Here is a 14618-nt window from a genome sequence, read left to right on the forward strand (position 1 = left end):
AAATAAGTGTAAGGGTGTATTATGAGCAAAAGCAATGTCGAACTCTCCCGCAGACACTTTCTAAAATGTGCCGTTATAGCGGGAATATCTGTTTATTTAGCCCCTTTGTATAGCCGTGCTTTTGATGTGCTATTCGAAGAAAAAATCCTTCAATCTCCTGACTGGAATCCAGTCGATAAGCAAATCAAATTTCGTATTGATGGGTTTGCCAAAGTCCAAGGGGAGAAAGTCTTTGCCAGAGATATTCGCGCACGCGATATTCCTCACTGGCCAAAACAGCAAGGTCATGCATTTTTACTACGCGTAACTCAAGCCGATAAAATTTACCAAGGCTTTAATCTTGATCTGCTGAAAGATGGCCTCATGCCTGACCGCATCGTAACCGCGAGCGACTTAGAAAAAGATGGTGTCGCTTTCCCTGAATTTTATGGCGATGATTTATTGCTTCCGGAAGGGAAAACCCCCGCTTACCTTGGCCAAGCCGTTGCATTATTGATTTACCATGATTTTGCTAAATTCCGCTTTGCCAAAGAAACCCTAAAATTCCGTGACGATGTTATCCAATACGGTGCATTTACCGGCCCACTGGAACGGGACCCATGGGGAAGCTACCGTGGCGTGCGAATTGGCAGTGAAAATCCTTATGATCCTGATATTTACTCAAGCCTAAAAGATATGCCAATCTCCCCTATTGGCATGAAAAAACACTTGCCCGTTTGGCCAAAAGGCCGTGAAGGTGGGAAATTAGATCAACAAGGCATGCTATATGCTGATGAACTCGCCAAACAGTTGGAAAATCCGCCAGAAGACTGGCTTGTGATCAAACGAAAATACTTTTCTCAATCGATTGATACTGCTGCCTTAGAGCCTGATAACGCTAACGGTTGGTACGACGCCAAAACACAGTCATTCCATCTGGTTATTCCTACGCAGTCCCCTCAGGAAGTGGCGGAATCATTACCCGAGATGCTGGCAAAATCGCATTTCCCAATTAAACAAATTTTCCTACACCCTTGTTTTACAGTTGGTTATGGTTCTAAAGACCATACCCCATTCCCGTATTATGGTGCGATGGCAACGTTATATGGTGACGGAGTTCCTATTCGTCTGGCTAATGACCGCTATGAACAATTTCAATCCACCATCAAACGCCATGCTTTTGATATGGATTACACCTTAGCGGTGAATAAGAAAACACAGAAAATCGAAGCCCTTTCAGCGTCTTTTATTGGTGATGGCGGTGGCCGCTGTAATTTTACACCTTCCGTTGTCATGGTTGGCGCAACAGGCGCCCAAGCTATCTATTACATTCCGCGTAGTGATTTATCTGCGGTCGGTATTGCATCACGAGCCGTGGATGCGGGTTCAGCCCGCGGTTATGGTACCTTACAAGCCATGGCAGCAACCGATATGTTGATGGAAGAAGCTGCAAAACTACTCAAAGCCGACCCCATTGAGTTCCGTCTTAAAAATATCATCAAGTCTGGGATGAAAAATACCCAAGGGGCAATCCCTGGCGGTGCAATTCGTGCCGATGAAGTGTTAACCCGCTGCGCTGCCCATCCAATGTGGACTGACAGAACCAAGCGTAAAGCTGATTTTGAAGCAAAAAATAGCGGTAAACTATTCGGTACTGGGATTTCTTGTGTGCAAAAAGACTTCGGGACAGGTGCGGAATCCTCCTTTGCTCGTGTAGAACTCACCCCCGAGGGTAAAATTGCTATTTACCATAGTGGTGCAGAAATTGGTACGGGCATGTCCACGTCCCAATCGGTGGTTTGCGCTAAGTGGTTAGGAAAGCCTGCGGAACAAGCTCATTTTTCGGTTGTAGATTGGTCAATTTTACCTATGGTGTCGACAGGTAACCCGTTTGCCATGTCACAAGATGAGCAAAACCACCTCGCGCAAAACCCATTATGGACACCGAATTACTGCTCACCGGCGAGCGCTAGTAATTCAGCCTATTATTTCACCCATAGTACAGACGCAGCCGCACGCCTTATATTTGAACATGGGTTATGGCCCGCTGCCATGTCAATTTGGCAAGAAGGCATTGGTGGCGGACAAGCTGCCCCTCTAGTTGTTCGCCGTGAAGATGCACGTTGGGTTGCTGAAGGCTTAACGGCTGATGGGCTCGAGGTGCTTAGTTTATCGCGCTTAATTGAACGCACTTTTGCAATGGGTGGGGTAACTGGCGCAGTCTGCCACGTATTTAACCGCTGGCAATGGGCTGAAGCCGATTTCCCAATTCAGGGTGAAACTCGCCGTTTACCGATTGATGGGCTATCACTACGATTTGCCGATAAAGAATACCAAGTTTGCCACCGCGAAAAAGCCTATTACCCTGATACACAAAGAAATAATGCTGGAGTCACTTACTACAGTGCAGTCGCTACCGTGAGTGAGCTATCCATTGATAAGGCAACTGGACAAGTTGAATTGCTGAATCACCATAGCGTGGTGGAGTGCGGTAATCTTATCGTGCCACAACTGGTTTCAGGGCAAATTCAAGGTGGATTAGCTATGGGTATCGGCCATGCCCTCCATGAATATTTACCTCTCTACGAAGATGGTCCCGGTAATGGGACGTGGAACTTCAACCGTTATCATCTCCCTCTAGCCAGCGACGTTGCAGTTTGGCAGCAAACCAATGAAGTCCTGCCAGGGCTTTCGGATACAGACCCGCCAAAAGGTGTTGCTGAGGTTGTTATGATCCCGGTGGTTTCATCCATCGTCAATGCCATTGCAGATGCAACTGGTCATCATTTCTTGCATTTGCCTGTACGCGCAAAAGACATTTTAGAGGTAATATCATGAGCCTAAATTTCCTTCCCCTCACTTTAACCATTAATGGCCAACAGTATGGACCAATGGACGTGCCTGAAGGCCTCATGATGATCGACTTCCTTCATGAATATGTTGACCTAACGGGCTCTCGTCTAGGCTGTGGCCAAGGGATCTGCCATGCTTGCGTCGTTATCTTAGATAACCCTTCCGGCACCAGCGAAGAGATCCGCACCTGTATTACTGGCGCGCATTTTTTCAATAATAAAAGTATTCGAACTATCGAAGGGGCTGCCGCCAAAGAAGAAAACGGGGAAGTAAAATTATCCCCAGTTCAGCAAGCTTTTGTTGAACATTTTAGTTTTCAGTGTGGCTACTGTACCCCAGGGTTTGTAAATGCGGCTACCGTGTTTATTGAAGAACTTCAGCGAAACCCCGTTGCAGAAGCGGACTTAGAAGAGGCTATCAAGCAAGCCCTAAATAACCATATTTGCCGCTGCACAGGCTATGTACGCTATTATGAAGCGGTACGTGACGTTGTTCTAGCGACTCCTGGTCTTATCAAGGAGGCAATAAAATGATCAAACGAATTATTTTATGGTTGATAGCCATCGCTATCATCGTTTGGGCGGTGCTGTATTGGTATGAAAGCCGTACCTTAGATGGTCCGGTACAAAAAGTGACAGCGACACCTCAGGAAATTGAGCGAGGTCGTTATCTCACCCTTGCCGGTGACTGCGCTGCGTGCCACACCAGTGCTGATGGCGCGCCATTAGCCGGTGGTTTTCCACTCGATACCCCATTTGGTACTATCTACAGCAGTAACTTAACCCCTTCAGCCGACTTTGGTATCGGCCGCTGGACAAAAGATGAGTTTTATAAAGCACTGACCCAAGGTATCTCTCCACCGAGTAAAAATCTTTATCCAGCAATGCCTTATACGTCTTACAAAGGGATCACTCGTGAAGATTCTGACGCTATTTACAGTTATTTGATGAGCCAACCAGCGGTTGATGTCGCGCCACCTGAAAATTCATTGCCATTCCCACTAAACCAACGTATGGCCATGATTGGCTGGAATTTATTGTTTTTTAATGATAAGCCACTCCCAGATAGCTCACAAGGTAGCTCCCCTGAATGGCTACGTGGTCGGTATTTAGTTAACGTATTAGAGCATTGTGCTGAATGCCATACGCCAAGAGGAAAACTGGGTGAAATGGATTTAGATAACTTTATGCAAGGCGGTGCGTTAGGTCGTTTTGTGGCGCCGGATATTACCCCAAAAGCGCTTGCAGAGCGAGGATGGACAAAAGAAGATTTACAGCAGTTTTTCATGACTGGGCTCGCTCCGCAAGGTTCCGCCTACAGTGATATGCACCCTGTAATTTATCTGAGTTCACAACATTTAACCCCAGAGGATAATAGCGCTATAGCCACCTATTTAATGGGCGATAACCCACCAGCAACTTCGCCATTAAGAATGGGGGAAGGTAACGCTCAAGGACGCCAAATTTATTTAGAAACCTGCTCAGGTTGCCACTCCTATGATGGCAGTGGTAAACCGAATGTGGCGGTGGCAATGAAAGGAAATTCGACATTGCGTGATGCGGATAGCACTAACCTAATTAATGCGATTTTAGATGGTTTGCCTGAGCAACCATTCCCTAATAACCAAAACATGCAAAGTATGCCCGGGTTTGCCAATAAGCTAAATGACCAACAAATTAGCAACTTAGTGAACTTCCTTCGCGTTCAATGGGGAGGACAACCTGCGGATGTCACCCCAGAGCAGATTAAATCTTTGCGTCAATAATGACGAAAAATGAACTATCTGGCTTGTTAATATTTAACGAGCCAGATAATTCTCTAATTAATGTCCATATAATAATATGCTTTATATAATAAAATATATATTGATTTAATTATTCATTAATAAGAACTACTATCATTTAAATAAATTACATTTGAATAAAATTCAGTTATTTTATTCAATACTGTCATATTAAGATGACTCCAACAGTATTATTCACTTTCTTATCTAAATCCCTTTACTCGTTCTTGATATATCAATACAGATACCCATACTATTTATGTAACTTACTGAGCTATCTGATATTAGTCATCGAATTGTGAGCCAATTTAATCGAAATAAAACAATCTTACAGTGCATGGCTAAAAAGTATTATTTATCTCCATTGTTCATAATAAAAAACCCTAAAAATATAATCAGGGAGTACACTATGTCGGGACATATTTCTAGACGCAATTTTATCAAATTAGGCACTATTGCGGGCATTGCAGTGATGGTCGGCAAACTCCCTTTTGCGATAGCAATGGAGCTCGACTCTGACTCTCCATCAACCGATTGGATTGGTCAAAATGGTAAAGCACGTTTTCGCTGGGATGGCGTTGAAAAGGTCACTGGCCGTAAAAATTTTGCTCGTGATTACCGCGCTAAAGACATCCCTGGCTGGCCTAAAAAACAAAGCTATGCCTTTATGTTAAAAGCAACAGAGGCAGATAAAACCTTTGAAGGTATTGATATTTCAATGTTAGGTCCAAATTTACAGCCTGATAAAGTTGTTTTACAAGAAGACCTTATCCGTGATGGCTTGAATATTCCTCAAGACACCAGCATGGGGAAAGGCTTCTATGGCACTAATATTCTAGTGCCTCTAGGGGATACCCCGCCAATTATTGGCCACCCAGTTGCTATCTTGATTTATCATGATTTCGATAAATACAGTGCAGCGCAGCGGATGTTACGCTTTGCGACAAATACCGTAAAATATGGAACGGTGACAGGGCCAAAACCGCCCGCTAACTACGGTGCAGCACGATATGTGCGTATTGGTGGCTACACCCCGCTTTCGCCTTCTATCTTTTCCCCTTATCAAGATTCAGGTATTAAAGGCGGGTTCGATGGTAATACGCCTATTTGGCCACCTTATGACCCCAAACACGCCATTTCTATTCCACCAGTGATCCGTAAAGATCGTGGTGGTGGTTTTATTCAAGCCCTTCATCAGGCAGAAAAAAGTCCTGATAAACAAGAAAAAGCGATGGATTACGCACGACAAATTGAGCAAGAAATCGCAGCTGCTCGCCAGAATCCCGATAAATTTGTGATTGAGCGCCATGGTTTTTCACAATCCATTGACCCTTGTGCGATGGAGCCAGATAACTGTAATACTTGGTATGACGCACAAACCAAAACATTGCATATCTTAACCGCGACACAGTCTCCCGCAGGAGTCGTCAACGCCGCTGCTGAGTTATCGAAGCACAACAAACATTTTTCCGTCGAGAACATTGTGCTATTAACTGGTTCGACCGTCGGTTATGGCTCAAAAGACTATTCGGTTTTTCCTTTCTATTCCATGGTCGCCAGTTTCTATGCTGATGGCTTGCCTGTTCGCATGGCAAATGACCGCTATGAACAATTCCAAATGGGGATGAAACGTCACTCCATTGAGATGGATGTCACCATTATTGGTGATAAAAAAACGGGTAAATTTGATGTATTAAAAGGCACTTATAACTGTAATGGTGGAGGTCGTGAGAACCTCTCCGTGGCCGTATCGCACGTTGCGGTACGTGGTGCCCAATCTATTTATTATTTCCCTAAATCTGACCTTACCGCTCTCGCCATGGCCACTCCGGCTGTCGAAGCGGGCTCAATGCGTGGCTTTGGTTCCTTGCAATCAATGGCAGTCACTGAATTGATGGTCGATGAAATCGCTCACAACCTCAATATAGACCCGATTGAACTGCGCCGCCGTAATGCCATTTTAGAAGGCTACCCAAATACACAAGGTGGTGTAATAGCCGGTGACCCACGCAATGTCGAAATGCTAAATCTTGCGGAAAAACACCCGATTTGGGTCGATCGTGAGAAAAACAAAGTCGATTATGAAGCGAAAAACCCCGGTAAGCTATATGGTGTTGGCTTTGCGCAAGTACAGCAAGTTTATGGGTCTAGTGGTGTCCCAACGATTCTTTCTCTTGAGTTTGATATCAATGGCAAGCTAACCATGCGCCATTGTATGCAAGAAATTGGTACTGGTGGTACAACCGCACAGCAAGTGATGGTGTGGCAAGCACTCAGCAAAGCCCCTGATGTGGTTGAGTTTGGGGTAACTGAATTTGCAGAACTGCCACTCAAAACCAGTTGGGCAGATCAGAAAAAACAAGACGAGCTGTCCAAAACTGATCCCTACTGGACACCTGCGCTGATCCCTGACATGAGTTCATCGAGTGGTGTTTATTATATTGGGTTTGGTACACGCCAAGCGGGCCATTTCTTATTGGAAAATACCCTATGGCCTGCAGCCAAAAGCATTTGGAGCGAAGGCCCTGGTGGCGGTGCTTTCAACGGCTTAAATGTTGAATTTGCAGACATTCGTGTCGGGCCAGATGGTATTGGTGGCGGCGGAATGAAGCCCATTCCTTTTGACATTTTAGCCAAAAGAGCCCATGAGATGGGGCTCATCACCGGGGTTGCTGTTCACGGCTATTCAAGCTGGCAGTGGGCTCGCGCAGAGTTCGATATCCCGACTGTGGGTTTAAAGAATCTCCCTCTCGATGCAATATCCGTTCGTTATGGCGAGGGTGCGCCACAAGAACTGAAAAAACAGATGACCACTGGCGGTTACCATTTTATTAAACGTAAAATTGCCTATTATCCACCAACACAACGCGCAAAAGCAGATCCAACAACGGTCACACCCGCTTCTTGCCTCGTTGAACTCAACGTCAATACCATGACGGGTGAGGTCGATGTCATGCGCCATCATATGATTATGGACCCCGGTACGATGATTGTCCCTGAATTGGTTTCAGGCCAAATTCAAGGGGGTACCGCCATGGGTATTGGCCACGCATTGATGGAAGAATTGCCACTGTATGAAGATGGGCCAGGTAACGGAACATGGAACTTTAATCGCTATGTTCTGCCACGTGCAAAAGATGTTGCGGTTTGGCAGCAAACCATTGATTACTTACCTCCGCTATCAGAAACTTCACCACCAAAAGGCATGGCTGAACTGGGGATGATCCCAATCTTACCTGCGACGAGTAACGCATTAACCCATGCGACAGGCAAGCGTTTCTATGAATTCCCTATCACGGTAGATAAAATTAAAAAGGCACTCTCATGAAAATCAACAATGCCGTTCCGATTATTGAGCGCAAGCCACTAACACTGACTATTAACGGTCAAAAAATTGGTCCTATTGATGTCCCTGTTGGGATGCCAATGATTGAGTTTCTACATGAATACCTTGACCTCACCGGTACTCACTTTGGTTGCGGCCAAGGCATTTGTCATGCTTGCACCATTATGGAAATTCAGCCCGATGGCACAACGGTTGAAAGCCGTACCTGTATCTTTGGCGCCCATTATTTCAACAATAAAAATATTGTTACCATCGAAGGGCAAGCCAAACTGGATGAACAAGGCAAAGTCGTTGAATTAACGCCAATTCAACAAGCTTTTATCGAAAATTTTTCATTCCAGTGCGGCTATTGTGCCCCCGGTTTCGTCACGGGTGCGACAGTATTTCTTGATAAACTGAAGAAAAACCCAGTGAAGCGAGACCAACTCGAACATGCGATTGAAGAAGCCCTCAATGAGCATATTTGCCGTTGTACAGGTTATGTACGCTATTATGAAGCTGTGAGGAAAGTCGCTCTCGACACTCCCGGCTGCGTGATCGACTAGGGAGAAATATCATGGCTAAATCCAGCTCTCTACGTAAAAGCATTTATATTATTATCTTATTATTCATCGTATTAATGCTTGCGATCCTATTTGGTGCTTTTCGTACTTCCAGTATCGGCCCTAATTTAGATAAACCGCTGACTTCAGAAGAAGTCGCCAAATTACTGCCAAGAGGGCAAGAACTAGCAACCGCTGGAGATTGCTTTGGTTGCCACTCATTACCTGAAGGGCCATTGGCCGCGGGCGGGCGTGCTATCGGAACCCCTTTCGGCACCATTTACTCCACAAATATAACGCCTGATAAGCAATTTGGTATCGGTAACTATACCCGTGCTGATTTCCATCGTGCTTTGAAAGACGGTATTGGCAAAGAAAGAGGTAATCTCTACCCTGCCATGCCGTTTGTATTTACCCATATGACGACATCGGATGATATTGATGCCCTGTATGCTTATGTGATGTCACTTCCGCCAATTAATGTGCCAAACAAAGAAAATACTGGCGTATTTGTCCTACCCGTTCGCCCATTTATGAACTTCTGGACTTTGCTCAATTTCCCTAAACAAAATGCGCCCCATGACCCACAGCGTTCTGCTGAGTGGAACCGAGGTGCTTATATTGTTGAAGGTCTAGCGCACTGCGGCGCTTGTCACTCACCACGTAACTTAATGATGGGTGTCGAGTTTTCACGGTCACTTCAAGGGGGAGAAGAAGCCGGCTTAGCGATCCCTGATATCACGGCCGAAGCGCTTTCCAAACATGGGTACGATACCGCCTCTTTGAGCCAGTTTTTACTTACAGGTAATGCCCCACAAGGCTCTGCATTTGCAGATATGAGCACAGTAACTCATTTTTCGACTAGTCAGATGAAAAAAAGCGATGTTGATGACATGGCGATTTATTTAATGACGGATAAACAAGGAAAAATACTTGGTGCCAAAGCTTCGCCTGCACCATTGCCAGAAGCAAACTCACCAGAAGTAGGTAATGTCAGTCAAATCATGGAAACTGGCCGCTTAATGTATATGTCTACCTGCGCAGGCTGCCACGGGATCACCGGAGAAGGCGTGCCAAATGGCATTCCAGCATTAAAGGGTAACGCCATCTTAGCGATGGACAGCCCCGAAACCTTTATCAGTGTAGTATTAACGGGTATTCCAACCACCACTTTCCCAAATGGGCAACGTATGTATGCGATGCCAAGTTTTGCTGATGATTTAACGCCACAAGAAATGGCAGATTTAATATCATGGGCGCGCGCCGAATGGGGGGGACAAGGTAAACCCGTCACCGCCGAACAAGTTGAGAAACTGAAAAAAGCGGCGCAGTAATCATTCGTCGCTTCTCTTCAAATAACTTATTTATTGAAGGGAAGCGACATAATTATTTTCATTGATACATTCAAGTGAAATATATCAACGTACCTCACATTAAATAAGAATTTCAAATTAAAGATATTCGCTTATTTCTATTAAAAGAAAACCAATATATAAACTGGGTTTCCTCTCACATCACCTGACTCAAACATTCACGCAATCCATGAGTATTTTCCAATATTATCCCTCATTAACAATCACTTACTAAATGCCTAACAAAAATTTCCCCCAGCACATACAGTCACAACTCAAATTAATAACCTATGTTATAGTTAATATACAAATAATAACATTAAATTATCATTTATTGTGATTAGCAATGTGAAAGGAAAATATATGCAACTAAATATCAATGGAAGATGGATTGAATTAAGCAATATTTCTCCATCAACACCACTTCTTTACGTATTACGTAATGATTTAAAGCTCAATGGCCCCAAATATGGCTGCGGTTTAGGCGAGTGTGGCGCTTGTAGTGTACTTATTGATGGCAAAGTCGTTCGCTCGTGCTCAACACCGGTATCAACAGTAGAAAATAGAAAAATTACCACGCTAGAAGGCATTAGTGATAGCGAGACACTCCATCCCGTGCAACAAGGATTTATTGATGAGCAAGCAGCACAATGTGGTTATTGTACGAATGGCATGATAATGACATTGGTTGCTCTGTTTAAACGTAACCCTAATGCAAGTGAAGAAGAGATAAAAAAAGAACTCGTTTTTAATTTATGCCGTTGTGGAACCCATGTAGAAATATTAAAAGCCGCTAAAAAAGCTAAAATGATCATCGCACAAGGTGGTAAAGCATGAGTATTTTAGATATCACTCGACGCCGTCTGCTGCAAGCTGGTGGGCTCATCGTTGTCAGTAACATGTTGCCTTCTATTTCATTTGCAGCAGAAAAAATACCAAACAAAAATGCAGCTATTCCTCTGAATTATGTCGATAGTTTTATTGCTCTTGCCGCTGATGGTTCGGTGACTGCATTTAATGGTCACGTGGATTTAGGGACAGGAATTCGTACCTCACTTGCACAAATTGTTGCTGATGAAATTGGTGTCTCTTTTGAATCAGTGACGATGATACTCGGAGACCCGCAAAGCACACCAGATCAAGGGCCGACTATCGCCAGTGCGACCATTCAGGTCACGTCTATCCCCTTACGCCATGCTGCTGCTCAAGTTCGCATACAACTAACATCTCTTGCTGCAAAAGCGTTAAATGTACCAATAGAAACTGTTCGAGCAGAGCATGGATATGTTTTTGTCACCACCCAACCTGAACGCCGTTTGAGTTATGCGCAATTGGCAAAAGGACAAGATCTCCATTTTGAATTAGATGAAAACGTAACCTTAAAACCTGTTTCTGAGGCTATTTATGTCGGAAAGCCGATTCAACGCGTAGATATTCGTGCAAAAGTAACAGGTGAGTTGACTTGGGTACATGATATGCGAGTACCTGATATGTTACATGGCAGAGTTATTCGCCCCCCTTATGCAGGTACAGACAGTAGCGCACCACTTGGAAATAGTTTGCTTTCGATTGATGAAAGTTCAATTGCTCACCTAAAAGGCATTGTAAAAATTGTACGCATCAATGACTTTGTTGGTGTCGTTGCAGAACGTGAAGAACAAGCGATAGACGCTATGCGTCAGTTAAAAATCCAATGGAAAGAATGGCAAGGATTACCCGATTTAACCCTCGATAAGCTTCATGACACTCTTGATAGATTACCCAGCCAAGATAGGATATTGCGAGATGATGACGGTGTTGACAGCGCCTTAGCCAATTTACATAAAACCGTAGATGCAGACTATGTTTGGCCATACCATTTACACGCATCAATTGGACCATCTTGCGCTATCGCGGATGTCCGCGGCGATAAAGTCGATGTCTGGTCAGGCACACAAAACCCTCATGACCTGCGAAAAGATTTAGCACTACAACTCGATAGAGACCTATATCAAATACACATTCATCGCATGGAAGCATCAGGGTGCTATGGTCGTAACTGTGCTGATGACGTGGCAGCCGATGCCGTTTTACTGTCTCAAGCGACAGGACGACCTGTACGAGTGCAATTAATGCGAGAACAAGAAGCGGGTTGGGAGCCAAAAGGCACCGGGCAATTGATTAAAATTCGAGGGGGAATTGATCAAAATAATGATGTCAGCGCTTACGAACTCAGTACTCGTTATCCATCAAATAACGCCGCTACTTTATCGTTGATTTTAACTGGGAAAAAAGAAAATAAACCGGATATTCAACAGATGGGAGACCGCACGGCTATCCCTCAATATCGATACCCACATATGCGCGTTATTGCTAAAGATACCGCGCCTGTTGTTAGGGCATCTTGGATGCGCGGAGTTTCAGCGCTCCCAAATGTATTTGCCCATGAATCTTGGATTGATGAAGTTGCTTATTTAGCACAGCAAGATCCTATAGCATACCGCTTGAAATATTTAGATGATCCTCGAGCTATCGCTTTAATTAGTGCTGTAAAAAAACAGGCGAATTGGGTTGATGGGCCGATGCATCAAAAACCATCCCCTGTCACCGAAGAAATTGTGAGTGGTCGAGGGTTTGCCTGGGCGCGTTATTTCCACAGTAAATTTCCGGGTTTTGGTGCTGCATGGGCAGCTTGGGTCTGCGACTTAACTGTTAATCGCCGAACAGGACAAGTGCTTATCAAAAAAGTCTATGTCGCCCATGATTGTGGCCAAATGGTTAACCCAGATGGCGTTAAACACCAAGTCCATGGAAACATTATTCAATCCTGTAGCCGGGTATTAAAAGAGTTTGCCACCTTTGATAAATCAGGCACAACCTCCCTTGAATGGGGCGGATACCCTATTCTACGTTTCGATGAGTTACCCGAAATTGACATTCAATTAATGGAATATCCCAATGAACCCCCTATGGGAGCGGGTGAATCTGCATCGGTGCCAAGCGCTGCCGCGGTAGCAAATGCGCTATTTGATGCATTAGGTGTACGTATGCGGGAAGTTCCATTTACCCCTGAACGTATTCTGCGAGCATTAGATATAGCTGCAAAAAACCAAGGAGTGGCTCATGAGTAAGGCAAAAAAACTATTTGGCTACAGTGCGCTCGCTATCGTTATTGTTGCGGTGGGGGGGCTTGCACTGAGTTGGCAATCTGCCATTAAGCCATTACACACTAATTCGACACAAAGTTTTACTGACGCTCAAATTGCCCGTGGTGAAAAATTAGCGGCACTAGGTGATTGCGCCGTTTGCCATACACGGCCTGGCGGTGAGACAAATACCGGGGGTTTTGCGATGGAAATCCCCTTCGGCACGATTTACACCACAAATATAACACCTGATATAGAAACAGGGATTGGTAGCTGGTCATATGAGGCATTTGAACGGGCTATGCGTTATGGTGTTGATCGTGAAGGGAATTATTTATACCCTGCATTCCCTTACACGGCTTTTACTCATACTTCCGATGATGATTTATATGATCTCTATGCATGGTTAATGAGCCAAAAACCCGTTCGTTATCAACCACCAAAGACATCGTTAAACTTTCCCTTTAATATTCGCCAAGGAATTTGGGCATGGAATCAGCTGTATTTAACCGCCGGGCCAATCGAACCAGACAGTTCACAAACTGATGAATGGAACCGAGGTGCATACCTTACCGAAGGGCTCGGCCATTGCAGCGCTTGCCACTCCCCACGTGATATTTTATTTGGTGAAAAAGGCGGAGATAGCCACTTGATGGGTGGAGATGCTGAAGGATGGAGTGCACCAGCGCTGCGAGGTGACCAAGCCTCACCTGTTGCTTGGAGCCATCAGGATATGGCAGAGTTTTTGCGTACAGGATTCTCGGCTAACCATGGTGTCGCAGCAGGCCCGATGGCACCAGTTATCAGAGAAGGAACCTCTCAACTAACCGAAGAAGATAGACAAGCTATTGCAACCTATTTGACTTCTGAAGTTGATCATCCGCAGGTCACATCGCAAGCCGTAACAATCGTACAGCAAACAGAAGATAAAATTGAACCACTCTCTTCTGAAGGGGCAAGGTTATATTCAGGGGCTTGTATGGCATGCCACGCTCAAACGAAAGGTGCGCAAATGTCAGGTGTACGACCCGCTTTAGCCTTAAATACGAATCTTTATGCAGATACCCCAGATAATGCCATTCGCGTTGTATTAAATGGAATCGAGTATGAGGCAACAGAAGGGCTTGGTAGCATGCCTGCTTTTCGTCATAATTTAAGTGATCAGCAAATAGCAGTACTCTTAAATTACCTAAGAACAACGTTTACCGACAAGTCACCATGGCCTGATTTGGAACAACAAGTTAGCCAACTACGCGCGGAAACAGCAGCTAAATAATCCGTTCATCTTTAGCGTAAATAACAGTCATAGATATGACTGTTATTTACGCTATTTATATCTCCTCAAGAAAATGAGATATTCCATCTCAAAAAAGAAATAACTAAAAGCACGACTTATTATTTTCTGTAATGCCTAAATAACTCTCAAACTAAGCAGATATCTACCAATTATTATTTAGTGGTTATCGTGAACCTATTTTCTAGATGAGGAAAAAACATACACTCTACTTAACAATATCTCAGACTATTAATGACCAAACACGCATTGTCCCTGTGATAATCACGTCATACTATAGAGAATTGCATGGCTAACACGTTTGCCTACTCTCATTTGTTGCGATTTGTGGTATTTTAGTCTCT

General features: G+C 44.4%; 9 protein-coding genes. All 9 read left to right on the plus strand.

From position 1 onward, the window contains the following. The first annotated feature begins 21 nt into the window (after positions 1–21). The 9 genes from PSF28_RS20445 (at position 22) to PSF28_RS20485 (ending at position 14256) form a co-directional block, all read left to right on the plus strand. On the plus strand, positions 22–2817 hold the full coding sequence (locus tag PSF28_RS20445) for a xanthine dehydrogenase family protein molybdopterin-binding subunit (RefSeq protein ID WP_272685576.1): 2796 nt from the start codon (positions 22–24) through the stop codon (positions 2815–2817). Beyond that, positions 2814–3365 carry a (2Fe-2S)-binding protein gene (locus tag PSF28_RS20450; RefSeq protein WP_210840361.1) on the plus strand — a complete coding sequence of 184 codons (552 nt, stop codon included), beginning with the start codon at positions 2814–2816 and terminating at the stop codon, positions 3363–3365. Before PSF28_RS20445 ends, PSF28_RS20450 begins: the two co-directional genes overlap by 4 nt. After that, positions 3362–4597 (plus strand): c-type cytochrome, encoded by a 1236-nt coding sequence (locus PSF28_RS20455; protein ID WP_210840360.1) that lies wholly within the window; start codon positions 3362–3364, stop codon positions 4595–4597. Before PSF28_RS20450 ends, PSF28_RS20455 begins: the two co-directional genes overlap by 4 nt. Before the next feature lie 427 nt (positions 4598–5024). Then, entirely contained in the window at positions 5025–7943 is a 2919-nt protein-coding gene (locus tag PSF28_RS20460; protein ID WP_210836801.1) for a xanthine dehydrogenase family protein molybdopterin-binding subunit, read from the plus strand. Beyond that, on the plus strand, positions 7940–8506 hold the full coding sequence (locus PSF28_RS20465; protein WP_004260707.1) for a (2Fe-2S)-binding protein: 567 nt from the start codon (positions 7940–7942) through the stop codon (positions 8504–8506). Before PSF28_RS20460 ends, PSF28_RS20465 begins: the two co-directional genes overlap by 4 nt. An 11-nt stretch (positions 8507–8517) precedes the next feature. Beyond that, a complete protein-coding gene (locus PSF28_RS20470) occupies positions 8518–9837 on the plus strand; it encodes a cytochrome c (RefSeq protein ID WP_247605300.1) in 1320 nt (439 codons plus the stop codon). 381 nt (positions 9838–10218) lie between these two features. Beyond that, entirely contained in the window at positions 10219–10692 is a 474-nt protein-coding gene (locus tag PSF28_RS20475) for a (2Fe-2S)-binding protein (protein WP_198641354.1), read from the plus strand. Then, positions 10689–12965: a xanthine dehydrogenase family protein molybdopterin-binding subunit gene (locus tag PSF28_RS20480; protein WP_272685577.1), complete on the plus strand. Its 2277-nt coding sequence runs from the start codon at positions 10689–10691 to the stop codon at positions 12963–12965. Before PSF28_RS20475 ends, PSF28_RS20480 begins: the two co-directional genes overlap by 4 nt. Beyond that, positions 12958–14256 carry a c-type cytochrome gene (locus PSF28_RS20485; RefSeq protein ID WP_210836796.1) on the plus strand — a complete coding sequence of 433 codons (1299 nt, stop codon included), beginning with the start codon at positions 12958–12960 and terminating at the stop codon, positions 14254–14256. Before PSF28_RS20480 ends, PSF28_RS20485 begins: the two co-directional genes overlap by 8 nt. Positions 14257–14618: the final 362 nt, after the last annotated feature.

The sequence above is a fragment of the Providencia sp. PROV130 genome, assembly GCF_028482225.1.
Taxonomy (GTDB): domain Bacteria; phylum Pseudomonadota; class Gammaproteobacteria; order Enterobacterales; family Enterobacteriaceae; genus Providencia; species Providencia rettgeri.

Bases quoted from the DNA above. Each gene is read 5' to 3' on its own strand.
- PSF28_RS20455 (WP_210840360.1), top strand. From the start codon at position 3,362: ATGATCAAACGAATTATTTTATGGTTGATAGCCATCGCTATCATCGTT.
- PSF28_RS20475 (WP_198641354.1), top strand. From the start codon at position 10,219: ATGCAACTAAATATCAATGGAAGATGGATTGAATTAAGCAATATTTCT.
- PSF28_RS20480 (WP_272685577.1), top strand. From the start codon at position 10,689: ATGAGTATTTTAGATATCACTCGACGCCGTCTGCTGCAAGCTGGTGGG.
- PSF28_RS20465 (WP_004260707.1), top strand. From the start codon at position 7,940: ATGAAAATCAACAATGCCGTTCCGATTATTGAGCGCAAGCCACTAACA.
- PSF28_RS20485 (WP_210836796.1), top strand. From the start codon at position 12,958: ATGAGTAAGGCAAAAAAACTATTTGGCTACAGTGCGCTCGCTATCGTT.
- PSF28_RS20445 (WP_272685576.1), top strand. From the start codon at position 22: ATGAGCAAAAGCAATGTCGAACTCTCCCGCAGACACTTTCTAAAATGT.
- PSF28_RS20470 (WP_247605300.1), top strand. From the start codon at position 8,518: ATGGCTAAATCCAGCTCTCTACGTAAAAGCATTTATATTATTATCTTA.
- PSF28_RS20460 (WP_210836801.1), top strand. From the start codon at position 5,025: ATGTCGGGACATATTTCTAGACGCAATTTTATCAAATTAGGCACTATT.
- PSF28_RS20450 (WP_210840361.1), top strand. From the start codon at position 2,814: ATGAGCCTAAATTTCCTTCCCCTCACTTTAACCATTAATGGCCAACAG.